This window comes from Brachybacterium sp. YJGR34 (genome assembly GCF_003347015.1).
GTDB lineage: Bacteria > Actinomycetota > Actinomycetes > Actinomycetales > Dermabacteraceae > Brachybacterium.
Genome location: NZ_PNFB01000002.1, coordinates 202,828 through 224,299 on the forward strand (window position 1 = coordinate 202,828; position 21,472 = coordinate 224,299).

The 21,472-nt window shown below is 72.3% G+C and carries 20 protein-coding genes; 9 read left to right on the forward strand and 11 right to left on the reverse strand.

Annotation, left to right across the window (positions count from 1 at the left end; all coding sequences use genetic code 11):
* Positions 1 to 26 precede the first annotated feature (26 nt).
* The gene (locus CXH06_RS02815; protein WP_114853635.1) at positions 27 to 410 is read right to left on the reverse strand and encodes a universal stress protein; all 384 of its coding nucleotides are present in this window, start codon (positions 408 to 410) and stop codon (positions 27 to 29) included.
* Positions 411 to 476: 66 nt separating this feature from the next.
* The gene (locus CXH06_RS02820) at positions 477 to 1,163 is read right to left on the reverse strand and encodes a 1-acyl-sn-glycerol-3-phosphate acyltransferase (RefSeq protein WP_114853636.1); all 687 of its coding nucleotides are present in this window, start codon (positions 1,161 to 1,163) and stop codon (positions 477 to 479) included.
* Positions 1,164 to 1,418: 255 nt separating this feature from the next.
* Here CXH06_RS02820 and CXH06_RS02825 point away from each other — a divergent pair, with 255 nt between their 5' ends.
* The 4 genes from CXH06_RS02825 to nrdE all read left to right on the forward strand — a co-directional run bounded on the left by CXH06_RS02825 (position 1,419) and on the right by nrdE (position 6,382).
* Positions 1,419 to 2,948: a Gfo/Idh/MocA family protein gene (locus CXH06_RS02825; RefSeq protein WP_114853637.1), complete on the forward strand. Its 1,530-nt coding sequence runs from the start codon at positions 1,419 to 1,421 to the stop codon at positions 2,946 to 2,948.
* Positions 2,949 to 3,557: 609 nt separating this feature from the next.
* Complete coding sequence (gene nrdH, locus CXH06_RS02830; protein ID WP_157975569.1) at positions 3,558 to 3,815, forward strand: glutaredoxin-like protein NrdH; 258 nt, start codon at positions 3,558 to 3,560, stop codon at positions 3,813 to 3,815.
* A 30-nt stretch (positions 3,816 to 3,845) separates the two neighbouring features.
* Complete coding sequence (gene nrdI, locus CXH06_RS02835) at positions 3,846 to 4,244, forward strand: class Ib ribonucleoside-diphosphate reductase assembly flavoprotein NrdI (RefSeq protein ID WP_114853638.1); 399 nt, start codon at positions 3,846 to 3,848, stop codon at positions 4,242 to 4,244.
* A gap of 5 nt (positions 4,245 to 4,249) precedes the next feature.
* On the forward strand, positions 4,250 to 6,382 hold the full coding sequence (gene nrdE / locus CXH06_RS02840; RefSeq protein WP_114853639.1) for a class 1b ribonucleoside-diphosphate reductase subunit alpha: 2,133 nt from the start codon (positions 4,250 to 4,252) through the stop codon (positions 6,380 to 6,382).
* A 109-nt stretch (positions 6,383 to 6,491) separates the two neighbouring features.
* Here the strand turns inward: nrdE and CXH06_RS02845 are convergent, their stop codons facing one another.
* Genes CXH06_RS02845 through CXH06_RS02855 form a run of 3 tightly spaced genes read right to left on the reverse strand, consistent with a single transcriptional unit; the run spans position 6,492 to position 8,594 of the window.
* Complete coding sequence (locus CXH06_RS02845; protein WP_157975570.1) at positions 6,492 to 7,160, reverse strand: hypothetical protein; 669 nt, start codon at positions 7,158 to 7,160, stop codon at positions 6,492 to 6,494.
* Positions 7,144 to 7,659, reverse strand: a complete 516-nt coding sequence (locus tag CXH06_RS02850) for a DcrB-related protein (RefSeq protein WP_114853641.1) — start codon at positions 7,657 to 7,659, stop codon at positions 7,144 to 7,146. Before CXH06_RS02850 ends, CXH06_RS02845 begins: the two co-directional genes overlap by 17 nt.
* Positions 7,660 to 7,688: 29 nt before the next feature.
* A complete protein-coding gene (locus tag CXH06_RS02855; protein WP_198683993.1) occupies positions 7,689 to 8,594 on the reverse strand; it encodes a WXG100 family type VII secretion target in 906 nt (301 codons plus the stop codon).
* 123 nt (positions 8,595 to 8,717) lie between these two features.
* On the opposite strand from CXH06_RS02855, the gene CXH06_RS02860 reads away from it, so the two are divergent.
* The gene (locus tag CXH06_RS02860; protein ID WP_114853643.1) at positions 8,718 to 9,137 is read left to right on the forward strand and encodes a hypothetical protein; all 420 of its coding nucleotides are present in this window, start codon (positions 8,718 to 8,720) and stop codon (positions 9,135 to 9,137) included.
* A gap of 28 nt (positions 9,138 to 9,165) precedes the next feature.
* Here CXH06_RS02860 and CXH06_RS02865 read toward each other — a convergent pair whose 3' ends face one another.
* The 3 genes from CXH06_RS02865 to CXH06_RS02875 form a co-directional block, all read right to left on the reverse strand.
* Positions 9,166 to 10,185: a permease prefix domain 1-containing protein gene (locus CXH06_RS02865; RefSeq protein WP_114853644.1), complete on the reverse strand. Its 1,020-nt coding sequence runs from the start codon at positions 10,183 to 10,185 to the stop codon at positions 9,166 to 9,168.
* Positions 10,182 to 10,517: a PadR family transcriptional regulator gene (locus CXH06_RS02870; RefSeq protein WP_114853645.1), complete on the reverse strand. Its 336-nt coding sequence runs from the start codon at positions 10,515 to 10,517 to the stop codon at positions 10,182 to 10,184. Before CXH06_RS02870 ends, CXH06_RS02865 begins: the two co-directional genes overlap by 4 nt.
* Before the next feature lie 191 nt (positions 10,518 to 10,708).
* Complete coding sequence (locus CXH06_RS02875; protein ID WP_157975571.1) at positions 10,709 to 12,148, reverse strand: DUF418 domain-containing protein; 1,440 nt, start codon at positions 12,146 to 12,148, stop codon at positions 10,709 to 10,711.
* A gap of 297 nt (positions 12,149 to 12,445) precedes the next feature.
* Between CXH06_RS02875 and nrdF the strand changes: the two genes are divergently transcribed.
* Both nrdF and CXH06_RS02885 read left to right on the forward strand, forming a co-directional pair.
* Entirely contained in the window at positions 12,446 to 13,414 is a 969-nt protein-coding gene (gene nrdF / locus CXH06_RS02880; RefSeq protein WP_114853646.1) for a class 1b ribonucleoside-diphosphate reductase subunit beta, read from the forward strand.
* A 70-nt stretch (positions 13,415 to 13,484) separates the two neighbouring features.
* Positions 13,485 to 13,991 (forward strand): 4'-phosphopantetheinyl transferase superfamily protein, encoded by a 507-nt coding sequence (locus CXH06_RS02885; RefSeq protein ID WP_114853647.1) that lies wholly within the window; start codon positions 13,485 to 13,487, stop codon positions 13,989 to 13,991.
* A gap of 18 nt (positions 13,992 to 14,009) precedes the next feature.
* Here CXH06_RS02885 and CXH06_RS02890 read toward each other — a convergent pair whose 3' ends face one another.
* Positions 14,010 to 15,344, reverse strand: a complete 1,335-nt coding sequence (locus CXH06_RS02890; RefSeq protein ID WP_114853648.1) for a M1 family metallopeptidase — start codon at positions 15,342 to 15,344, stop codon at positions 14,010 to 14,012.
* The gene (locus tag CXH06_RS02895; protein ID WP_114853649.1) at positions 15,341 to 19,228 is read right to left on the reverse strand and encodes a Pls/PosA family non-ribosomal peptide synthetase; all 3,888 of its coding nucleotides are present in this window, start codon (positions 19,226 to 19,228) and stop codon (positions 15,341 to 15,343) included. Before CXH06_RS02895 ends, CXH06_RS02890 begins: the two co-directional genes overlap by 4 nt.
* Before the next feature lie 289 nt (positions 19,229 to 19,517).
* Between CXH06_RS02895 and CXH06_RS02900 the strand changes: the two genes are divergently transcribed.
* Complete coding sequence (locus tag CXH06_RS02900) at positions 19,518 to 19,802, forward strand: GlsB/YeaQ/YmgE family stress response membrane protein (protein WP_114853650.1); 285 nt, start codon at positions 19,518 to 19,520, stop codon at positions 19,800 to 19,802.
* A gap of 114 nt (positions 19,803 to 19,916) precedes the next feature.
* Here CXH06_RS02900 and CXH06_RS02905 read toward each other — a convergent pair whose 3' ends face one another.
* Positions 19,917 to 20,570: a YigZ family protein gene (locus tag CXH06_RS02905; RefSeq protein WP_114853651.1), complete on the reverse strand. Its 654-nt coding sequence runs from the start codon at positions 20,568 to 20,570 to the stop codon at positions 19,917 to 19,919.
* Positions 20,571 to 20,659: 89 nt separating this feature from the next.
* Between CXH06_RS02905 and CXH06_RS02910 the strand changes: the two genes are divergently transcribed.
* Positions 20,660 to 21,265: a hypothetical protein gene (locus tag CXH06_RS02910; protein ID WP_114853652.1), complete on the forward strand. Its 606-nt coding sequence runs from the start codon at positions 20,660 to 20,662 to the stop codon at positions 21,263 to 21,265.
* The last annotated feature ends 207 nt before the right edge of the window (positions 21,266 to 21,472 follow it).

Sequence of the window (21,472 nt, forward strand, 5' to 3'; positions counted from 1 at the left end):
CGGCCGGCGGCGGCGCCCCGCTCGTCTCAGACGACGAGCACCTCGCTGTCGGCGGAGAGCAGGAGCTTCTGGACCGTCAGGCCCAGGAGGTGGCGGGCCAGGTCCTGCTGGCGGCGCACGCCGAGCACCAGCAGCTCCGCCTTCTCGTCCTCGACCACCTGCAGCAGGACGTCGGCGATGTCGTCCTCGGTGCGCTCCTGGCGGAACTCGACGCGCATCGCGGCGCCGCGCAGCTGGTCGCGGGCGATCTCGAGCTGCTGCTCGTTCGCATGGCGCGGGTCCTCGGTGATGCCGTCGCGCAGCACGTTGACCACGATCAGCGGGCCCCCTCGCTGCTGGGCCTCCTCGCGCGCCGCGGCCAGCGCCTTGAAGCCCACCTCGGTGGGGATGAATCCGACGACGACGGCCATCTGCTCTCCTGTGGTGCTCTCCGGGCGGCGACCGCCGCCCTCGCGGCGCGCGGCCTGTGCCGAATCCTACTGGTCCGCGGGTGCTGCCGTGTCCCGCGCGCGGGCGGGCTCCGCGCGCCGCTGCCCGGAGAGGTGCTGGATCTCGTCCATGACGCGGGCGTTCAGCAGGCGCCGCCGCACCCCCTTGGAGGCGGTGGGGTCGATCTCCTCCAGCATGATCGGCGTGCCGATGCGCAGGGTGATGGCGCCGCGGTCGGGCAGCAGGGAGGAGAACATGTGCTGGGTGCCCTTGACGCCGACGGGGATCACGGGGCAGCCGGACTCGACGGCGAGCCAGGCCGCGCCCTGCTTGCCGGGATGGAGCAGGCCGTCCTTGGAGCGGGTGCCCTCGGGGTAGATCGCGAACCCGGAGCCGTCGCGGAGGATGCCCAGCCCCGCCTGCAGGGCGCCCTTGCCGGAGGAGAGCGCCTCGCGGTCCACCGCCACGGCGCCGACGGCGTCGAAGAACCAGCGCAGCGCGCGGCCGCGGAGGCCCTTCTGGGTCCACAGCGTGTCCTTGGCGACGAAGCGGATCATGCGGGGGAGGTACAGCGGGATCATGAAGCTGTCGATGTTCGCCAGGTGGTTCGCGGCGATGATGAAGCCGCCCTCGCGCGGGATGTTCTCGAGTCCCGTGACCCGCGGCCTCCACAGAGCGGTGACGAGGGGGCGCAGGGTGTCGCGCACGCCGAAGTAGAAGCCGGGGTTGGTCACGAGTCCTCCTGTGGGGTCCGGGAATGCGTTCCACGATATCGCCGCGCGGCGCCGCGCCGTCCCCGGGCCCGTCCGGCGCCCCGCGCCTGCGGTGCAGGTGGTGACGGTGAAGCGGCCCGGCTCGGGCCCGGGCCGGTGTGGTAGAACAGGCGTGCGTTCCGCGCCGATCCGAGGCGCGCTGCCGGGGACGGCCCGGCGCCCGCCGCTCGAGGGCGGTGCTGCCGCCGCTCTCCGCCGATCCCGAGGAGCCTGTCGATGCCGAAGACCCTGAACATCGCCGTGATCGGCGCCGGAACCATGGCGCAGGCCGTGCACCTGCCGGTGCTGCGGCGACGCTGGGACCGGTTCTCCGTCGCGGCGCTCGTGGACCATTCGCCCCGCCGCCGCCGGGAGTCCGCCGAGGTGTGGGGCATCGCGGAGGAGAAGCGGTACGAGACGGTCACGGATCTCCTGGCTGCCGTGCGCTCACGGGAGCTCGCCCTGGACGCCGTGCTGCTGTCGACCGACGGACTGCACGTCGAGGATCTGCTGGCGCTCATGCGACGGGGCCTGCCGGTGCTGGTCGAGCCGCCGATCGGATTCTCCGCCGAGGAGGTCGCGCAGGTGGCGGACTTCGAGCGGATGACCGGGCGGCGCCTGGTGATGATGGCCTACCCCCAGCAGTACGACGACTCGGTGACGCGGATGGCCGATCAGATCGCCGTGAAGGATCTGCGGATGGTGGATCACGAGGTGCTGATGCCCGCCTCGCAGCCGCTGTTCGGCGGGGCGCACGTGACCACCTCCTCCTACGACCTGCCCACCGAGCTGCGCACGCAGCGGCGCAAGGATCTGCAGGCCGCCGTGGTGGCCGGAGCGGGGGACGGCGCCACCCAGCGCGACCGCGACCTCTACGTGAAGGGCCTGCTGACGGGCGTGGCGCACCAGATGGCCGTGCTCGAGGCCTCCTACGGCCCGATCACCCAGCTCTCCGCGGTGCGGCACTGGCCCAAGGGCGTGATCCCGGGCTCGATCGAGCTGCTGGGCGAGCTGGCCGGCGGTGCCCGGGTGCGCCTGGTGTGGCACTACCTGCCCTTCGCCCCGGAGTACTCGGAGACCGTGCAGGTGCTCTCCGCGCGTCGGCGCATGCGGCTCGAGCTGCCGGCGCCCTCCCACGGGGATCGCCGCTCGAGCGTCTCCCTGCGCGAGAAGAAGTCCGGTGCGATCCAGGAGACCTCGACCACAGCTTCCAAGGGGGCGGCGGAGCTGATGTGGGAGGCGTTCCACGCCTTCGTCGAGAAGGGGACCGTGCCCGTCTCCGGCGCCGCCGAGGCCCGCGACCAGGTGACGCTGATGCGCGAGGTGCTCGCCGCGATCGTCGGGGCCGACGGTCGCAGCCTCGAGGCAGAGCCCGAGGCCGAGGCCGAGGCCGAGGGCGTCGGCGCCGAGCCCGCCGACGCGCCGGATGCCGCCGAGGGTGCGGGGGAGACGGACGCCGACGCTGCCACGGGCGCTGCGTCCGACGCCGACGCCGACGCCGACGCCGACGCCGACGTGCCGGACGCCGAGGCCGATGTCGCCTCCGAGTCCGGCGAGGCGCCGAGCTCCGAGGCACCGGCCGAGCCCGTTGCCGCGCCCGACGCGGAGTCCGACCCGGCCCCCGCCGCGGAGGAGGAGCGGCCCGCACCGGCGGCCGCACCCACCGGGACGCCGGTCGACGAGCCGGTCGATGTCTGGAACCTCCCGGCCGGGAGCACGGGGGAGACCACCTCGGGCACCGCTCCCGAGGAGCGACCCCGCCCCTGAGACCGGAGCGCCCCCGCCCCTGAATCCGGAGCGCCCCGCCCCTGATTCCGCGACCCCCGGAGCCCTCGGCTCCGGGGGTCGCGGCGTCGGCGGGGGCGACACGCCCGGGAGGGGAAGCGCGACGCGGCGGCGACACGCCGGGGCGAGAGCGGTGACACGCCGGGGATGCATGTCACTCCGCGGCGCCGCGGGCGCCCCCGCGGACCCCGGACGGCTCCCGTCGTCCACCGTCGTGCCCGCGTGTCGGAGTCGTCGTCCACACTCGGGTGTGCACGCTTCCTCGGGCTTCACGCCTGGACCGGGCGCGCCGTCCCCAGAACCTCGGCTCTGTCCACATCCCATCAACAACCGGCTGTGGATGACAGTGCTGTAGTTCAGTACATCTTGTGGTCGTTCCCTCCGGGCACCACTAGGTGTAGTGTTGGGGGTGTCGCAGCGAGCCGGGCATCCCGGGGTCGGGCATCACCTCGAACATCATCGAGGAATGCCTCCCGAGGCCCCCGGAGCGCGGCGACACGGCCCCCGGGACCACGCCGGGGCGATCCGCAGCATTCCGTCAGATCCCCGTCCTCCCGCCCTCGGCGCGGCGCTCGTGAAAGGTTCCCTCCCTTGGACATCACCGTGTACTCCAAGCCCCTCTGCGTCCAGTGCGATGCCACCAAGCGCGCCCTCACCAAGGCCGGCGTGGCCTACGACGTCGTCGACGTCACCGAGGACGCCGACGCACTGGCTCGCATCAAGTCCATGGGCTACGCGCAGGCACCGGTCGTCATCACCGAGCAGGATCACTGGTCCGGCTTCCGCCCCGACAAGATCAAGGCCATCGCGGGCGCCGGTGCCGAGCGCCGGACCGCCTCCGCGATCTGAGCCGCCCCGAGGGCGCAGGAACGCGGCGGCGTGACGAACCTCGTCTACTTCTCCTCGGTCTCGGGCAACACGCACCGCTTCATCGAGAAGCTGGGGATGCCGGCTGATCGCATCCCTCTGTACCGCCGGGACGAGCCCCTCGTCGTCGACGAGGAGTTCGTCCTCGTGGTCCCGACCTACGGCGGCGGCAACGGCCGCGGGGCCGTGCCCAAGCAGGTCATCAGATTCCTCAACGACGAACGCAACCGGAGCCTGATCCGGGGCGTGATCAGCGGGGGGAACACCAACTTCGGATCCGCGTACGGCCTGGCCGGAGAGGTCATCTCCGCCAAGTGCGAGGTCCCCCACATGTACAAGTTCGAACTGTTCGGCACTCCGCGGGACGTGCAGCGGGTTCATGACGGATTGGAAGAGTTTTGGCGACACTGACCGAGATGCCCCCGGTCGAGCACCACAAGCGGCTCGACTACCACGCGCTCAACGCGATGCTGAACCTCTACGGAGCGGACGGCGAGATCCAGTTCGACAAGGATCGCCTCGCGGCCCGCGAGTACTTCCTGCAGCACGTGAACCCCAACACGGTGTTCTTCCACTCGCTGCGCGAGAAGATCGACTACCTCGTCGAGAACAAGTACTACGAGCCCGAGGTGATCGAGCAGTACGACTTCTCCTTCGTCGAGAAGCTCTCCGAGCACGCCTTCTCGAAGAAGTTCCGCTTCCCGACCTTCCTGGGCGCGTTCAAGTACTACACCTCGTACACGCTCAAGACGTTCGACGGCAAGCGGTACCTCGAGCGCTTCGAGGACCGCGTGGTCATGGTCGCGCTCACCCTCGCCGAGGGCGATGAGAAGCTGGCCACGAACCTGGTCGACGAGATCCTCGACGGCCGCTTCCAGCCGGCCACCCCCACCTTCCTCAACGCCGGCAAGGCCCAGCGCGGAGAGCTCGTCTCCTGCTTCCTGCTGCGCATCGAGGACAACATGGAGTCCATCGGCCGCTCCATCAACTCCGCCCTGCAGCTGTCCAAGCGCGGCGGCGGCGTCGCGCTGCTGCTGAGCAACGTGCGCGAGTACGGCGCGCCGATCAAGCACATCGAGGACCAGTCCAGCGGCGTCATCCCCGTGATGAAGCTGCTCGAGGACTCCTTCTCCTACGCCAACCAGCTCGGGGCCCGCCAGGGCGCCGGCGCGGTGTACCTCAACGCCCACCACCCGGACATCCTGCGCTTCCTGGACACCAAGCGCGAGAACGCCGACGAGAAGATCCGCATCAAGACCCTCTCCCTCGGCGTGGTCATCCCGGACATCACCTTCGAGCTCGCGAAGAAGAACGAGCCGATGTACCTGTTCTCCCCGTACGACGTGGAGCGCGAGTACGGCAAGCCCTTCGCGGACGTGAACATCTCCGACCACTACCGCGAGATGGTCGACAACCCGAAGATCGCCAAGAAGAAGATCAAGGCCCGTGACTTCTTCCAGGTCCTCGCCGAGATCCAGTTCGAGTCCGGCTACCCGTACATCATGTTCGAGGACACCGTGAACCGGGCCAACCCGATCCCCGGCAAGGTCACCCACTCGAACCTGTGCTCCGAGATCCTGCAGGTCTCGACGCCCTCGACCATGAACGTCGACCTCTCCTACGACGAGCTGGGCCGGGACATCTCCTGCAACCTGGGGTCGCTGAACATCGCCAAGACGATGGACTCCTCGGACTTCGCGCGGACCATCGAGACCGCCATCCGGGGCCTGACCTCCGTCTCGGACCACTCGGACATCGAGTCGGTGCCGACCATCGCCGAGGGCAACCGCGCCTCGCACGCGATCGGCCTGGGACAGATGAACCTCCACGGCTACCTCGCGCGGGAGTCCATCTTCTACGGCTCCGAGGAGGGCCTGGACTTCACGAACATGTACTTCTACGCGGTCACGTACCACGCCATCAAGGCGTCGAACACGATCGCCAAGGAGCGCGGCGAGACCTTCTACGACTTCGAGAACTCGCAGTACGGCACGGGCGAGTACTTCGACAAGTACATCGACAAGGTCTGGGAGCCCCGCACCGAGAAGGTCCGCGGCCTGTTCGAGAACTCCAGCGTGCACCTGCCCACGGTCGAGGACTGGAAGCAGCTGCGCGAGGAGGTCCGCGCCCACGGCATGTACAACGCCTACCTGCAGGCGGTGCCGCCCACCGGCTCGATCTCCTACATCAACCACTCGACGAGCTCGATCCACCCGATCGTCTCCAAGATCGAGATCCGCAAGGAGGGGAAGATCGGCCGGGTCTACTACCCCGCGCCGTACATGACCAACGACAACCTCGAGTACTACGAGGACGCGTACGAGATCGGCTACGAGAAGATCGTCGACACCTACGCCGAGGCCACCCAGCACGTGGACCAGGGCCTGTCGCTGACGCTGTTCTTCCCGGACACCGCCACCACGCGCGACATCAACAAGGCGCAGATCTACGCCTGGCGGAAGGGCATCAAGTCCCTCTACTACATCCGCCTGCGGCAGATGGCGATCGAGGGCACCGAGGTCGAGGGCTGCGTGAGCTGCATGCTCTGAGCCGTCGGCCGACGCGACACGCAGAGGGCGGGCCTCCGAGGGAACTCGGGGGCCCGCCCTTCGTGGTCGCGAGGGCGTCGCGTCCTCCGGCGGCGGGCTCAGCCGCAGGTCACGGAGCCAGCAGTGCGGACATCAGGGCGCGCGAGGCGCCGGTGGGGCTGACGCCGTGCAGTGTGGAGCTCTCGGCGTCGGGCACGAGATAGCGGCCGCGCAGCATGACCACCACGGCGCCGTGCGCGCCGGAGGGGCGGTGCCGGAGCAGTTGCGCCGCCCGGGGCGCCGCCTGATCGGTCGCGGGTCGCGCGGCCGGGGGCAGGGCGGCGGCCGCGCCGGACAGGGCCTCCCAGGCCGCCCGGCGCTCGGCCTCCATGGCGCTGAACAGCGCGTCGGTCTCCGCGGCAGGGGCGGCGAGGCGGACCGTGGCCGGCAGCGGCTCGGTGGGGGAGAGCGCAGCCAGGCGCAGCAGCAGCCCGGGGACGGTGCCGGTGGAGTGCACGGCGAGCTCCTCCGGCCCGGTGAGCCCGCGGCTGCGCCGCAGCACCCCGGCGCGGGAGAGGGTGATGGCGTGGGTGCTGTACCCCTGCGGGTCCGAGAGCGTGACCTCGGCGCGGCCGGAGGCGCCGGCGAGGATCTCGCCGACGCTCGCCACGAGCGCCGCGGGCATAGCGTGCAGCCCGTCGGCGTCGCCGCCGGCGGCGAGATCGTCGAGGAAGGTCGCGACCTCCTCCGCCGTGCCGCGGGCGATGGTGGGGGACTGTTCGTCAGGCCTGATCATCATCGGCTCCGTCCTCGGCGGGCGCCGACAGCCGCCACGACTCAGCGATCGCGTCGAGGCGGTCCGCGTGCTGTGCATCGACCAGCGGCAGGGTGGTCAGCGTGAGCGTCAGCCCGAGGCCGGGCACCGTGCGGCAGAACCGGCGGGTGAGCACCGTGACGCCGTTCTGGTCGGTCATGACCGAGGCGCAGTACCACTGCGCGGAGCCGTCGACCGCGTCGAGCCGACGATCATCCAGCACCTGCAGATCGGGCAGGGAGGTCAGCTGCGCCGTGCGGACCGCCTGCTGCCAGGGCTCGAGCGCGGTCCCCTCCGGCAGCGGATCCGCGGTGATCACGGCAGTGGTCGCGATGCCCGGGCTCAGGGCGCGCCCGTCGGAGAAGGCGGCGAGAACCGGACCGGGCTCGGGGATCGCGGACCAGGAGGCAGGGAGGTCGAGGGCCATCACCGTCGAGGAGCCGTTCCCCACGGGGACGGTCGCGGTGCGGATGTCGGAGGACATGGTGTCAGCCTAGGGGAGGGCGGCGGGGCTCAGTCGAGGAAGGTGTCGATGACGGCGTCGGCGGTCGTCGCTCCGAAGTAGCTGCCCACGACGTCTCCCGCGATCCCGCCGATGACACCGCCCACGGCGGCGCCGCCGCCTCCGCCGACGACGGCGCCCGGCACGGCGCCGACCCCGGCGGCGGGAGCACCGGCGGCGGCGCCGCCTCCGCCGCCGAAGAGCCCGCCGATCGAGCCGCCGATCGAGGTGCCGATCGCCCCGCCGACGAGGCTGCCGCCCAGGGAGCCGATCAGGTTCGCCCCGCCGTCGAGCACGGCGCGGCCGATCCGTTCACCGGTGGAGAGACCGGGATCCCCCGCATCGTCGTTCCAGCGGTCGACTCCTGCCATCACGCCGGTGAAGACGTCCCCGATGACCGGAATGAACCCCGGAACGGATCCCTTGCCGAAGGCGAAGTCCCCGAAGTTCTTCGCGAAGCTGTGGACTCCGGAGATGATGCCTCCGGCCGAGTCGGCACCGTCGATCCCGACGTTCTCCGTCCAGTTGTCCCAGAACTCGCCGAAGGAGGCATCGCCCCAGTCGGCGCCGAGGAAGGAGGTGGTCAGCGGTGCCGAGCCGGTGATCGGGCCGGCGGGGAACGCGGATCCGCCGTCGGCCTCCGGAGCGGAGGCGGTCTCCTGCTCCTCGACGTGTCGCTCGAGCTCGGCGGCATGGCCGCGGAGCGCAGCGATGGCGGCGGCGACGCGGGGCCGGGTCGCTCCGCGGAAGTCCTCGGCGAAGCGCTCGGCGTCGGTGCCCCTCCAGTGGGTGCCGACGACGCCGTCGACCCCCTGGTCGAGCGACTGGAGGAGGGAATCCAGGACCTCCGCCTCCCGCGTGAGGCGGGCGGCGTGATCGGCGACGTCGGCCGTGGTCATTCCGAGGAAGGCGGTCATGGTCTCTCCAGCAGGTCGGCCAGCAGTCCTCAGCACGCTACCGGCGAGCACGGCAATGGGCGATGGGGAGCACTCCCCATCGCCCATCCCGGGCTGCGGCGGCGCGGATGAGAGGATTCGAGGATGGACCTTCAGCTGGTGCTCGTGGCACTCGGATGTCTCGCCGGCGGCGTGCTGCTCGGCGTTCTCGCGCTGTGGTGCCGGGCAGGCCGCAGCCGTGCCGCACGCTTCTGGGTGCGCCAGGAGGCGATCGATCGGCCGGGGCCGTTCCCCTACGCCGAAGGGGCGGTGCTGGTCGTCCTGCCGCTGCTCGCCCAGCTCCTGATCGTGATCGGGCTGCTGGTGGGGGTGACCTCGGTCGACGTCCTCGCGGACGCGGGGCTGGGCGGGATCTATGCCGCCGCGGTGATCGCGGAGCTGATCCTCTGGGCCCTGGTGCTGCTGCCCTCCGTGTACCGCACCGTCCTGCCCCTGTGGCTCTACCCCTCCTGGCTGCGGGAGCAGCGGGCGCGGGATCGTCAGTGGCTGCGGTCGCGTCGGTGACTGCTCGCGGCGGGCGGCCGTCGCGGACTCAGCGGCGGCGGGTGGTCTCCGCGTCGCGCGGGCGGAGCGCGACGCCGAGGCTCCACAGTCCGGCGTACAGCACTCCCGCGACGGGCCAGACGATCCAGGTCGTCCCCCAGTCGCCGCTGAGGAAGCTCCAGAGCAGGTAGACCGCGGCGGCGACCGGCCAGTACACGGCGGCGATCACGCGGACGGCCGGAGAGGTGCTGACCTCCGGGGAGTCCTCGTCCTCGTCCTCCTCCTGGAGCAGCGTGCCGGCCGCATCGTTCGCCCAGCTCGCGTGGATCAGGACCCACAGGCCCGCTGCGACGAGGACGAGCGTCATGCACACCCCGTAGAGCGGGGTGACGGACCCCGGCTCCGCCGCGAGCGAGAAGAACACGGTGGGCAGCGCGCAGAGGATCCACAGCATGATCGCGGCGCCCACGGCCAGGGCGGTGCTGCGCCGGTGCTCCCGCCGCAGCTCGACGGCGAAGGTGCGCACCGAGGGTGAGGGCGTGAAGCGCCCCTCCTCGATCTCCTCGAACCGACCGAGCCGGTACGAGCGCATCCCCAGCAGGAGCAGCCCGAGGCTCACGATGACCAGGACCGCGGAGATGCCGCCGGCGATCACCCAGGGGGAGGGGTCCGCGGCGACGGGGCCGTCGAGGGTGATGAGGAACAGCAGGGGGACCGCGGAGAGGACGAACAGCGAGATCCCGGCGGCGGGCATCCACTGGGTCCGGCGGGTCTCCTCGGCGTAGGCGCGGGCGCGCTCGAGGTCGAGGCGGGGCGGCGCGGAGGCGTCGGCCGCCGGGTCGAGGTCGCCGAGCTCGGCCTCGAGGCCCAGCACCGGGGCGACCTCCTCCAGGGTGCCGAACTCCGCGATGACGCGGCCCACGGCCTGGGTTTCGCTGAGCCCCTCGTCCATCAGGCCCTGCTGGGTGTCCTCCATCATCGCCCGCAGCTCCGCCTTCGCCTCGCGCATGCGGGCGGAGTCGGGGTACGGGGCGAAGAGCGTGTCGAGATAGGAGTCGATGACGTTCACGATGCGTCCGGTCCTTCCGCGAAGTGGTCGACGAGCTCGCGCGTGCTGCGCCATTCGGCGCGCTTGCGCGCGAGCTGCGTGGTGCCGTCGGGGGTGAGGGCGTAGTAGGTGCGCGGCTTCCCCGTGGAGGAGACGTCGTCATAGCTGTCCAGCAGTCCCTGCGCCTGCAGCCGCTTCACGGCCGTGTAGAGCGTGGTCTGCTTGATGACGTACTCGCCGCGCGAGCGGTCGGTGATGGTCTTGGAGAGCTCGTAGGCGTACGAGGGCCGGGACTCGAGGATGGCCAGCACGATGAGGTCGATGTGGCCGCGGATGGCGTCGGCTCCGATCATCGCGGGGCCCTCCCTCCGGGTGTCGACGGCGGGAGCGCGCTCCCCAGTGCTCCACCCACCGTACTACGGCAGCCGTACTACGGCAAGCGCCACTGGTGCCGGAGGGCGGGCGGGGGCCCGACGGCGGACGACGTCGGCCCTGCGCCGAGGACGCAGGGCCGGTGAGTCGGGCCGACGGGCGGGACCGAGGCTCAGGCGGGGCGCTGCGCCCCGGCGCGCGCCCGGTCGTGCCGCCCGTAGGTCATCCTCCGCAGCAGGGCCTCGGCCGGTCCGCGCATCCCGCGGGTGTCCATCCAGGCCGCGATCGGCAGCGAGAGCAGCCACACGCCCAGCGCGATCGCGACCGCGGACCAGGTGGACAGTGACGGGGCCAGGCCCAGGCCCCAGCCGGCCATGAGCGGGGCGATCAGGAGCGACTGGAAGAGGTAGAAGGTCAACGAGCGCTGCCCCACGGCCGAGAGCATGCGGAGAAGGCCGGGCGGCGCCGCGGTGGGGGACGCGCCCGCATCCCCGGCGGGGACGCCGTAGGCGCGCTCGGCGGGATCCAGCGCCCTGTCCGCCGCGGCGCGCTCGCGGCGCCGCGCCGTGCGCTCGTCCCGGGTCAGCGTCGGAGCGGGCTCCGGGGCCGCGGCGGCGCGGCCCTCGCCGCGCAGGGCGAGCAGGCCGAAGGCGGCGGCGTAGCCGATGCCGCAGAGGGTCCCACCCAGAGAGCTGAGGCCCAGGAAGGCCCAGCTCAGCGACTCCGGGAGGGCGGGGCCGCCGGCGATCGCGAGCGCATCGGGCACGCCCGTGAGCCAGCCGATCGCGATGCCCCCGATCGCCAGACGCGTCAGCGTGCGGCGGTGGCGCCACGGCTCGTCCAGCAGGCGGTGCCGCGCGGCGATCCATCCCAGCAGGATCGGCAGCGCCGCCCCGGCGAGCGCCGCCGGCAGCAGGGCCACCACCCAGAACCCGATCCGGTTCAGGACGGAGGGCAGATAGGCCGTGCCGTAGGCCGCATCCCGCAGCCAGTCGTTGGAATAGGCGGCGGAGGGGGCGCCCATCTGGTCCAGCGTCTCGGAAGGTGCGAAGGCCGCCAGCACCACGGCGCTGACGACCGAGAGGACGGCGAACAGCGCCATGATCCCGCCGATGATGCCGGCCCAGATCACGAGCGTGCGGGTGCGCCGGCCGAAGAAGATCCACACCAGCAGCAGGCCCGCCACCGCGTAGGCCCCCAGGATGTCGCCGAAGAAGAGCAGCGCGGCGTGCAGCAGGCCCAGCAGCAGCATCGCCCAGTGTCGGCGCCGGAGCATCCTCCGCACGGTCCGCGCCTCGAGGCCGCGGTCGATGCGGGAGCGGTAGAACTGCACCATGCCGTAGCCGAAGAGGAAGGCGAACAGCGGCATCGCCCGATGGTCGACCGCGACGGTCATGATCACCTGGACCACGGTGTCCGCCGGTCCGAGAGCGGGGACGTGCGGGGTCATCCCCACGCCTCCCTCGTGGCCCCACAGGAACCAGGAGACGTTGGCGACCGCGATCAGCGCGAGCATCAGCCCGCGCGCGATGTCCGGGGCGAGGGAGCGGGGCGGACGCGGGGCGACCGGCACCGCGGGGACGGTGGGGGACGAGGCGGCCGAGCTGCTCATGGCAGGCCTTTCGCTGGGGCGGCTCCGCGGCGGACCGCGTGACACGGAGGAGGGCGTCCGGAATCGGACATCTCGACCGTAGCCGCAGGGAGCGGCGGGGGCATGCGACGAAAGTCGGCCTCGGATCACGTCCTGGTCCGCGGCGCGCCCCGCGAGGGGCGACGGAACGCTCGGTCGGGGCGGCCCGGGAGGTGTCCCTTCCCACCGAGCGGAGGGAGGGTCGGGGCTCCGATCCGGGCCGCCCACTGCCTAGACTGGCGAGCACTGACCCCCGAGATCCCTGACTGTGAGGCTGCGGTGAACGAGCACCTGAAGACGTCGGTCCAGGCCATCAACTGGAACCGAATCCCGGACCCGAAGGACCAGGAGGTGTGGGATCGCCTGACCGGCAACTTCTGGCTGCCCGAGAAGGTCCCGCTGTCCAACGACGTCCAGTCCTGGCACCGCCTGCCGGAGCAGGAGCAGACCCTGACCATGCGGGTCTTCACCGGTCTGACCCTGCTGGACACGGTGCAGGGCACGGTGGGCGCCGTGTCCCTGATCCCCGATGCGATCACGCCCCACGAGGAGGCGGTGTACACCAACATCGCGTTCATGGAGTCGGTGCACGCGAAGTCCTACTCGCAGATCTTCTCGACCCTGTCGAACACCAAGCAGATCGACGAGGCGTTCCGCTGGAGCGAGCACAACGAGTCGCTGCAGAAGAAGGCCCAGATCGTCATGGGCTACTACGCGGGCGACGACGCGGAGAAGCGCAAGGTGGCCTCCACCCTCCTGGAGTCCTTCCTCTTCTACTCCGGCTTCTACCTGCCGATGCACTACTCGAGCCGCGGCGAGCTCACCAACACCGCGGACATCATCCGGCTGATCATCCGGGACGAGGCCGTCCACGGCTACTACATCGGGTACAAGTTCCAGAAGGCTCTCGAGAAGGCGTCCCCGGCGCGTCGCGACGAGCTCAAGGAGTACACCTTCTCGCTGCTCATGGAGCTGTACGACAACGAGGAGGAGTACACCGAGGACCTCTACGACCCGGTCGGCTGGACCGAGGAGGTCAAGACCTTCCTGCGCTACAACGCGAACAAGGCGCTGATGAACCTCGGCTACGAGGGCCTGTTCCCGCAGGAAGCCACCGAGGTCAACCCCGCGATCCTCGCCTCGCTGTCCCCGAACGCGGACGAGAACCACGACTTCTTCTCCGGCTCGGGCTCCAGCTACGTCATGGGCAAGGCCGTGGAGACCGAGGACGACGACTGGGACTTCTGATCCCCTCGTCGAACGCATCGGGCCGGGCGTTCGCGCCCGGCCCGTCCGCGTCCCCGGCCGGTGCGCCGCGATGAACGGGGACGCCGACGGCATCGTCGGCCGGCACGGGTCCGAGGAGGACGCCGACGCCGTCCTGCGCACCCGGGTCGCCGCACTGCTCGCGCTCCCCGCCGCGGAGGTGCTGGTGGGGCGGTCCTGCCCTCGATGCGGCTCCTCCGGCCACGGCCGACCCTGGGCACGGGCGCGCGGCGCGCGCACCGAGGTCCCGGTGAGCCTCTCCCGCTGCGGCCCGCACCTGCTGACCGCGGTCGCCCCCACGGGCCGCCTCGGGGTGGACCTCGAGTCGGTGGCGGCCGTGGCGCGCGGCTGGGACGAGGAGCTGGTGCTCCATCCCAGCGAGCGGGGCGTTGCGCGCTCGCCGCGGGAGCGGGCCGCGCTGTGGGCGCGCAAGGAGGCGATCCTCAAGGCGCTGGGCACGGGGCTCACGACGGAGATGAGCAGCCTGCGCGAGGACGACGCGGAGATCGTGGACCTGGCGGCGCCGCCCGGCCACGTCGCGGCGCTCGCCCGGCTCTGAGCGGGCGGCGCGAGCCGCTCAGGTGCCGGTGCGACGCGGGCACGGCGGCAGCGCGGTGCGCTCCAGCCAGGCCCCGAACAGCGCCGAGAGATCCCGCCCGGCGACGTGCTGGGCGTGCTCGAGGAACATGTCCGTGGTGACGCCGCCGCCGCGATGCTCCCGCACCCAGCGCCGCAGGATCTCGAAGAAGGCGGCGTCGCCCACCTCGACCCGCAGGGCGTGGAGGGTCAGCGCGCCCCGCTTGTAGAGCTGATCGTCGAACATCAGCTCCGGGCCGGGGTCGACCATCAGCAGATCGTCCTGCTCGAGGTGGGCCAGGGCCCCGTGGTGGCGGTCGACCTCCTCCTGCACGGTGGAGACCCCGGACTCCTCCGCCCACAGCCACTCGCAGTAGCAGGCGAAGCCCTCGTGCAGCCAGATGTCCTGCCAGCGCCGGAGGGTCACGGCGTTGCCGAACCACTGGTGGGAGAGCTCGTGGGCGATCAGCCGCACCGACTCCCACGCGGGGTCCAGGAGGTTGCGGCCGAAGGTGGACAGCCCCTGGGACTCCAGCGGGATCTCGAGCTCGTCCTCGGTGATCACGGAGGTGTAGGAGGGGAAGGGGTAGTCGCCGAACAGCGAGCTGAAGAAGGTGAGCATCGCGGGCTGGCGGCCGAAGGTCTCCGCGAGCACGGCACGGTCGGTCCGCGCCGGGACGTAGCTGCGCACCGGCACCAGGGTGCCGGGATGCTCCACGAGCTCGTAGCGCCCGATCTGGACCGTCGCGAGGTACGTGGCCATCGGCACCGCCTGCTCGTACACCCAGGTGACGGCGTTGCCGCGGCGGCGGGTCTCGCGCAGCTCGCCGGAGAAGGCGACGGTGTAGTCCGGCGGTGCGGACAGCGACAGCGAGTAGGTGGCCTTGCTGTCCGGGCGGTCGTTGCAGGGGAACCAGCTGGGAGCGCCGTGGGGCTGCGCGGCGACGATCACCCCGTCCTCCAGCTCCTCCCAGCCGGCGCCGCCCAGCACGCGCGAGCGCACGGGGCGGGGCTTGCCGGAGTACTTCACCCGCACCGTGAGCTGCTGGCCGGGACGTGCGGCGCAGCGGATCACGAGCCGGCCGTGGTGGTGGGAGGCCTTCTGGCCGCGCCCGTCCACGGACACCTTCTGCACCTGCAGGCCGTGGAGATCCAGGTGGAGCTCCTCGGCGGCGACCAGAGGGCGGAGGGTGAGGGTGGCCTCGCCGTCCAGGCGATTGCCCTCGACCTTGTACCCGAGGGAGAGGTCGTAGTGGACCACGTCGTACCGGGCATCGCCGTGGCCGGGCAGGTACGGGTCCGATCCGGCCCGCGGGTCGGTGGCGGTCGTGCTCATTCGTCGTCCTCCCAGGGGCCGATGGGGTTGCCGGTCCAGCGGGTCCCGGCGGGGACGCGCTCGCCGCGCATCACGAGCGAGACCGGGCCGACGGTGGCGTGGCGGTCGATGGTCGCGGCCGGCAGGATCACGCTGCCGGGTCCCAGGGTCGCACCTGCACCGAGGGTGACGGTGTCCATGCTCAGCACCCGGTCGTGGAAGAGGTGGGTCTGGACCACGCAGCCGCGGTTCACGGTGGCGCCGTCACCCAGCGTCACCAGGTCCGTCTCCGGCAGCCAGTACGAGTCGCACCAGACGCCCGTGCCCACCCTCACGCCCAGCAGGCGCAGCCAGAGGTTCAGGGCGACGGTGCCGGCGGTGACGTTGGCGAACCAGGGGGCCGCGAGCACCTCGGTGAAGGTGTCCGCCAGCTCGTCCCGCCACACGAAGGGCGTGAACAGGGCGTGCTCGCCGGGCCGGTGGCGGCCGACGATCAGCCACTTCGCCGCGACCGTGATCAGCGCTGCGAGCACGCCCGCCGCGAGCAGGAGCACCCCGCCCAGGAGCACGGCGGCCACGATCCCCGCCGTGCCGCGCAGCAGGAGGGCGTACAGCGCGGCGCCCACCGCGACGGGCAGCAGCAGCGCGATCAGCAGCGGGACCAGGCGCAGGGTCTCCACCAGCCCGCGCTGGACGCGCAGGCCGAGCGGTGGATCGTAGGTGCGGCTCGCGTCCTGCGCGCCCTCGATGCGGCGCAGCTTCCGCGGCGGGGAGCCCAGCCAGGAGGTGCCGGCCTTGGCGGACTTGCGCCGGGGCGCCGCGGACAGCACGGCCACCAGCGACTGCTTGGGGACCTTGCGTCCCGGGGCGAGCATCCCGGAGTTGCCCACGAAGGCCCGCTTGCCCACCTTGACCCGCTCCACGCGGATCCAGCCGCCACCCAGCTCGTAGGCACCCACCAGGGTGTCGTCGGCGAGGAAGGCATGATCGCCCACCTGCACCAGGCTCGGGATGAGCAGCACGGTCGAGGCCTCGACGCCGCGCCCCACCTTCGCCCCGAGCAGCCGCAGCCACCACGGCGTCAGGGCACCGGAGTAGATCGGGAACAGCCAGGTGCGGGCCTCGTCCAGCAGGCGCAGCGTCCCCCAGATCGCCACCCCCGCGGCGGAGCGCAGCGGATGATGGCCGGGGGAGACGGCGAGGGCGAGCAGCCGGGTGAGGACCACCACGGCGAGCACGGCGACGGCGAAGCCGGTCAGAGCGGCCAGCGGCGTCCACGGCAGCGCGGCGCGCACCGCCTCGGTGAAGGTCGCGCTCCCGCGCACGGCGGGGGCCAGCACGGCGGCGCCGGCCAACACCGACAGCGCGGGGATGGCGGCGATCAGCCCCGCCACCAGCCCGAAGCCCAGCAGCCACAGGGCCGGGCGGCGCGGTGCGTCGACGGACCAGGGCCCGCGGGCGGAGCCCTGGCGCTCGGCGGGCGATCCGGACCAGAACTCGCCCGCGGGCACGGTGCCGAGCACCGCGGAGCCGGGCGCGATCTCCGCCTCCCGGCCGATCCGCGCATCGGGCCCCAGCGTGCTGCGTGCCCCGATCCGGGCGCGCTTGCCGATCCGGATCGTGCCGATCCGCAGCCGGTCCCCGTCGATCCAGTGGCCGGCCAGGTCCACCTCCGGCTCCACCGAGGCACCGGCGCCCAGGGTGAGCATCCCGGTGACCGGCGGCAGGGTGTGCAGGTCGGCGTCGCGGCCGATCCGTGCCCCGAGCAGCCGTGCATAGACCGGGAGCCACAGCGCACCGGCGATGCGCGGGGCCGCCAGCTCCTCCTGGATCCGCTCGGCGAGCCAGAGCCGGAGGTGGACGCGGCCGCCGCGCGGATAGCTGCCCGCCTCCACCCCGCGCAGCAGCAGCCGGGCCAGCAGCGCGGCCAGGGCCATCCGGCCCGGCGGCAGCAGCAGCACCGCCGCGGCCGGGATCCACAGCCACAGCGGGAACGCCGCCGCCCAGGGCAGCGGCGTGGTCCACGCCAGGACACTCGAGGCGATCATCAGCCAGGTGATCCAGCGCAGCGCGGCCAGGGTGCGCAGCGGCACCAGCACCAGCAGCTGGGCCAGCTGGGAGCGGCGCCGCAGCGGGGAGACGGTGCGGTCGCTGACGGTGCTCGAGGCGCCCATGGCATCCAGGTGGGACGCGAGAGCGGCGAGCTTCGGATGCTCGTAGACGTCGCCGACGGTGAGCTCGGGATGCTTCTCCCGCAGCCGGCCGACCACCTGCGCGGCGGTCAGCGAGCCGCCGCCCAGGTCGAAGAAGTCGTCGGTGCCGGAGGAGACCTCCGCGCCGAGCACCTCCGCCCAGATCTCCGCGATCCAGGCGCCGGTGCCGGTCAGGGCGACGGCCGCTCGGGGCGCCTTCGGCAGCGGCCAGGGCAGGGCGTCGCGGTCGACCTTGCCGGAGGTGCGGGTGGGCATCTCGGCGACCACCGCCAGGCGCGGCACGAGCGCGGCGGGCATCCGCTCGCGCAGCAGGGCCCGGGCGGCCTCGGCCTCGAAGCGCGAGCCCTCGCCCTCCTCGACGGTCAGGTAGCCGACCAGGAGCGAGTTGCCCGAGCGGGTCCTGCGCACCGCGGCCGCGGCGGAGACCACGCCGGGCAGGCGCAGCAGCTGGTCGTCGATCTCGCCAAGCTCGATGCGCCGCCCGCCCAGCTTGATCTGGTCGTCGGCCCGGCCGCCGAAGAGCAGCCCGGCGGGGTCGTTGACGACGATGTCGCCGGAGCGGTACGCGCGGTCCCAGCCCAGGGACGGCATCGGGGCGTACTTCTCGGCGTCCTTGGCGGGATCGAGGTAGCGCGCCAGCCCCACCCCGCCGATGATCAGCTCCCCGGACTCGCCCGCGGCGACCGGACGGCCCTCGGCGTCGACGACGGCGAGGTCCCAGCCGTCCAAAGGCAGGCCGATGCGCACCGGGGCGGTGCCGTCGAGGATCGCGCCGCAGGCCACGACCGTCGCCTCGGTGGGGCCGTAGGTGTTCCAGACCTCGCGCCCGGGGGCCTGCAGGCGGGCGGCGAGCTCGGGCGGGCAGGCCTCCCCGCCCATGATCAGCAGCCGCACCTCGGCCAGCGCCTCGTCGGGCCACAGTGAGACCAGGGTGGGGACGGTGGAGACGATGGTGATGCGGTTGGCCTGCAGCCAGGGCCCCACGTCGACCCCGGAGCGGACCAGCGAGCGCGGTGCCGGGACCAGGCAGGCTCCGTAGGCCCAGGCCAGCCACATCTCCTCGCAGCTCGCGTCGAAGGCGACGGAGAGGCCGGCCATGACCCGGTCGCCCGGACCGATCGGAGCGTCCTGGAGGAACATCCGCGATTCGGCCTCGACGAAGGCGGCGGCGCTGCGGTGGCTGACGGCCACGCCCTTGGGCTTGCCGGTGGAGCCCGAGGTGAAGATGACCCAGGCGTCGTCGCCGGGCACGGTCTCGCCCCCGGCGACGGGCGCGGCGGCGTCGCCGGCGGCCGTGGGGGTGATGACCAGATCGTTGCCGATCACCGCGAGGGCCGCGGACTCCTCGATGACCACGCGGGCCCGCTCGTCGGGGTCGTCGGCGTCGATGGGGACGTAGGCGGCGCCGGCCAGCAGGGTGCCGATGATCGCGACGTACAGGTCGGTGGTGCCGGACTTGACGCGCACGGCGACCGTGGACCCGGGACCCGCGCCGAGGTCCGCGAGCCGTGCGGCGAGCTCGGTGGCCGCCTCGTCCAGCTCCGTGTACGTGAGGGTCTCGATCCCGCTGTCCACGGCCGGGGCGTCCCCGTGGGCGGCGACCGTGCGGCGGAAGACGTCCACCAGGGTGGAGGGGGCGGGCGCCCTGCTCCCGGCGAGGAGCTCGGGAAGAGGCCGCACGGTGTCGTTCATCCGGTGATTGTCACCCGGGCAGGTGTCGTGACCGTGGCGCAGGAGGGAACAGGCCGTGGATCTCACACGGATGTGCAGGTCATGGGCGCTCTCGAGCGCCGACCGAGGGCCGGGGCGGCCACCACCCGCGCGAGGACGGGATGCGGTGGCGGGTGACGTGACCGCCGCCACGAACCATCCGGTCGACCGCTATGACCTGCGAAGACGCCGAGGTGCCACGATTCGCCCCCGGGGACGGCGCAGACTGGCCGAGCATGACCCCTTCCCCCTACAGAGAGGACGCACAGCAATGGGCCTCATCGGACTCATCATCTCCTGGCTGGTCATCGGCGCCGTCGTCGGCCTGATCGCCCGGGCCGTCATGCCCGGCAAGCAGGCGATGGGACTGGGCATGACCATCGTGCTCGGTGTCATCGGCGCGATCGTCGGCGGTCTCATCGGCGCGCTCCTGGGCGGTGACGGCGTCAGCGGCATCATGAGCAATCCCTGGAGCCTCGGCACCGTGCTGCTCGCCGTGGTCGGCGCGGTCGTCGTCATGGCCGTCTACGGCCTGGTGACGCGCAGCCGCGCCTGAGCGGTCGCCTCCGGTCCGCTCGGCGGATCCAGACCTCGGCGGCGCCGTCCCGAACCTCGGGACGGCGCCGCTCGCGTCTCCAGGTCCGTCCCCTCGGCCCACCGGGAACGCCCCTCAGCGCGGCACGTCGGCCCGTCGCCGTCCCGTCTCCTCGACGGCGAGGCGGCCGGAGGACCAGCGCGCGGTGTCCGCCGCCAGCGCCGGGAGGTCCTCCGGGGCCAGCAGCACCGTGAGCGTCGCCCGCCGGGCGCCGTACTGCGTGGGCTCCATCTGCGCGCCGCGGCTCGCGGCCCACAGCCGCACCGCGTTCTCCGCGACACCGATCTGCGCCGGCGGCACCTCGATCTCCGCGACGGACAGCTCCGTGCGGCGCAGCAGCTCCGCCGCGCCGAGGGCCTGCTCGACGCCCGCGGTGTAGGCGCGCAGCAGCCCGCCGGCGCCCAGCTTGGTGCCGCCGAAGTAGCGGATGACGATCGCGAGGGTGTCCACGACACCGGCCTGCAGCAGGGACTGCAGCATCGGCATCCCGGCGGTGCCGGACGGCTCGCCGTCGTCGTGGGAGCGGTGGACCTGCGCGCGCTGCGGGGTCTCGGCGAGGACGAGGGCGGAGCAGTGGTGGCGGGCATCGGGGTGCTGGGAGCGGGCCGCGCGCAGCCGCTCCTCGACCTGCTCGAGGTCCTCCACGCGGTGCAGCCGGGTGAGGAACCGCGAGCGCTTCTCGACCAGCTCGGTCTCGACGTCGGCGGCGAGGACGAGGGGATCGGGCATGCCGAGCAGTCTAGGCACAGCCGAAGAGAGCAGGACGGACGATAACCTGATCGCGTCCCCGCTCCGTTCCATCCCTCCAGGAGACCACCGTGACCGTGCCCAGCTCCTCTGCGCCGCAGAACCCGCTCTCCCCGCAGGGCGGGGCGCCCTCCCCGTACGGCACTCCGGCGCCGGCGCCGAAGAAGCCGTCGAAGGCCCCGACGATCCTCATGATCATCGGCGGCGTCATCCTCGCGCTGAGCGTGATCGTCGGGATCGTGCTCGCGGTGATCGGGATCGGCGGCGTGGTCGGCTCGACCGGTGACCTCGAGGAGTTCTCCGGCGGCTCCGGGACCATCTCCGCAGAGGCCGGCGAGGAGCTGCAGGTCTACGCCGACGAGAACGCGATGGCCCCCGTCGAGTGCACGATCAGCGGCCCCTCCGAGTCCTCGGTGGGCCCCGGCCCGTCGCAGAGCAGCACGATCGGCACCGGGGACACCACCTGGGTGTCCGTGGACTCCTTCACCGCGAAGGACGCCGGGGAGTACACCGTGGACTGCGGCGGCACCCCGATCGCCGTGGGGCCGCCCGTCTCCATCGGCGGCATCTTCGCCGGCGTGGGCGGCATCCTGATCGGGGTCTTCGGCGGCATCATCGGCGCCGTGCTGCTGGCCCTCGGCATCATCCTGAAGATCGTGGGCCGCAAGAAGGCCTGAGCGCCTCTCCGGGACGCTCGGCGAGGGGCATTGAGGCCCTGATCCACCGAGGACGGCCAGAATATGCACAGGAAGGCCGCATCGAGGGCCTTCGTGCGCATATTCTGGCCGTCCTTCACCGTGGGCGAGGCGCCCGCCAGCGATCTTCCGGCGCAGAACAGGCCGCGAGCATCACGCTCACGGCCTGTTCTGCGTCAGGTCAGGCGG

Excerpts from the sequence above, each read along its gene's own strand:
- CXH06_RS02815 (WP_114853635.1), bottom strand. The coding sequence starts at position 410 with ATGGCCGTCGTCGTCGGATTCATCCCCACCGAGGTGGGCTTCAAGGCG.
- CXH06_RS02825 (WP_114853637.1), top strand. The coding sequence starts at position 1,419 with ATGCCGAAGACCCTGAACATCGCCGTGATCGGCGCCGGAACCATGGCG.
- nrdE (WP_114853639.1), top strand. The coding sequence starts at position 4,250 with ATGCCCCCGGTCGAGCACCACAAGCGGCTCGACTACCACGCGCTCAAC.
- CXH06_RS02845 (WP_157975570.1), bottom strand. The coding sequence starts at position 7,160 with ATGATGATCAGGCCTGACGAACAGTCCCCCACCATCGCCCGCGGCACG.
- CXH06_RS02850 (WP_114853641.1), bottom strand. The coding sequence starts at position 7,659 with ATGTCCTCCGACATCCGCACCGCGACCGTCCCCGTGGGGAACGGCTCC.
- CXH06_RS02855 (WP_198683993.1), bottom strand. The coding sequence starts at position 8,594 with ATGACCGCCTTCCTCGGAATGACCACGGCCGACGTCGCCGATCACGCC.
- CXH06_RS02860 (WP_114853643.1), top strand. The coding sequence starts at position 8,718 with ATGGACCTTCAGCTGGTGCTCGTGGCACTCGGATGTCTCGCCGGCGGC.
- CXH06_RS02870 (WP_114853645.1), bottom strand. The coding sequence starts at position 10,517 with ATGATCGGAGCCGACGCCATCCGCGGCCACATCGACCTCATCGTGCTG.
- CXH06_RS02875 (WP_157975571.1), bottom strand. The coding sequence starts at position 12,148 with ATGAGCAGCTCGGCCGCCTCGTCCCCCACCGTCCCCGCGGTGCCGGTC.
- CXH06_RS02885 (WP_114853647.1), top strand. The coding sequence starts at position 13,485 with ATGAACGGGGACGCCGACGGCATCGTCGGCCGGCACGGGTCCGAGGAG.
- CXH06_RS02890 (WP_114853648.1), bottom strand. The coding sequence starts at position 15,344 with ATGAGCACGACCGCCACCGACCCGCGGGCCGGATCGGACCCGTACCTG.
- CXH06_RS02895 (WP_114853649.1), bottom strand. The coding sequence starts at position 19,228 with ATGAACGACACCGTGCGGCCTCTTCCCGAGCTCCTCGCCGGGAGCAGG.
- CXH06_RS02900 (WP_114853650.1), top strand. The coding sequence starts at position 19,518 with ATGGGCCTCATCGGACTCATCATCTCCTGGCTGGTCATCGGCGCCGTC.
- CXH06_RS02905 (WP_114853651.1), bottom strand. The coding sequence starts at position 20,570 with ATGCCCGATCCCCTCGTCCTCGCCGCCGACGTCGAGACCGAGCTGGTC.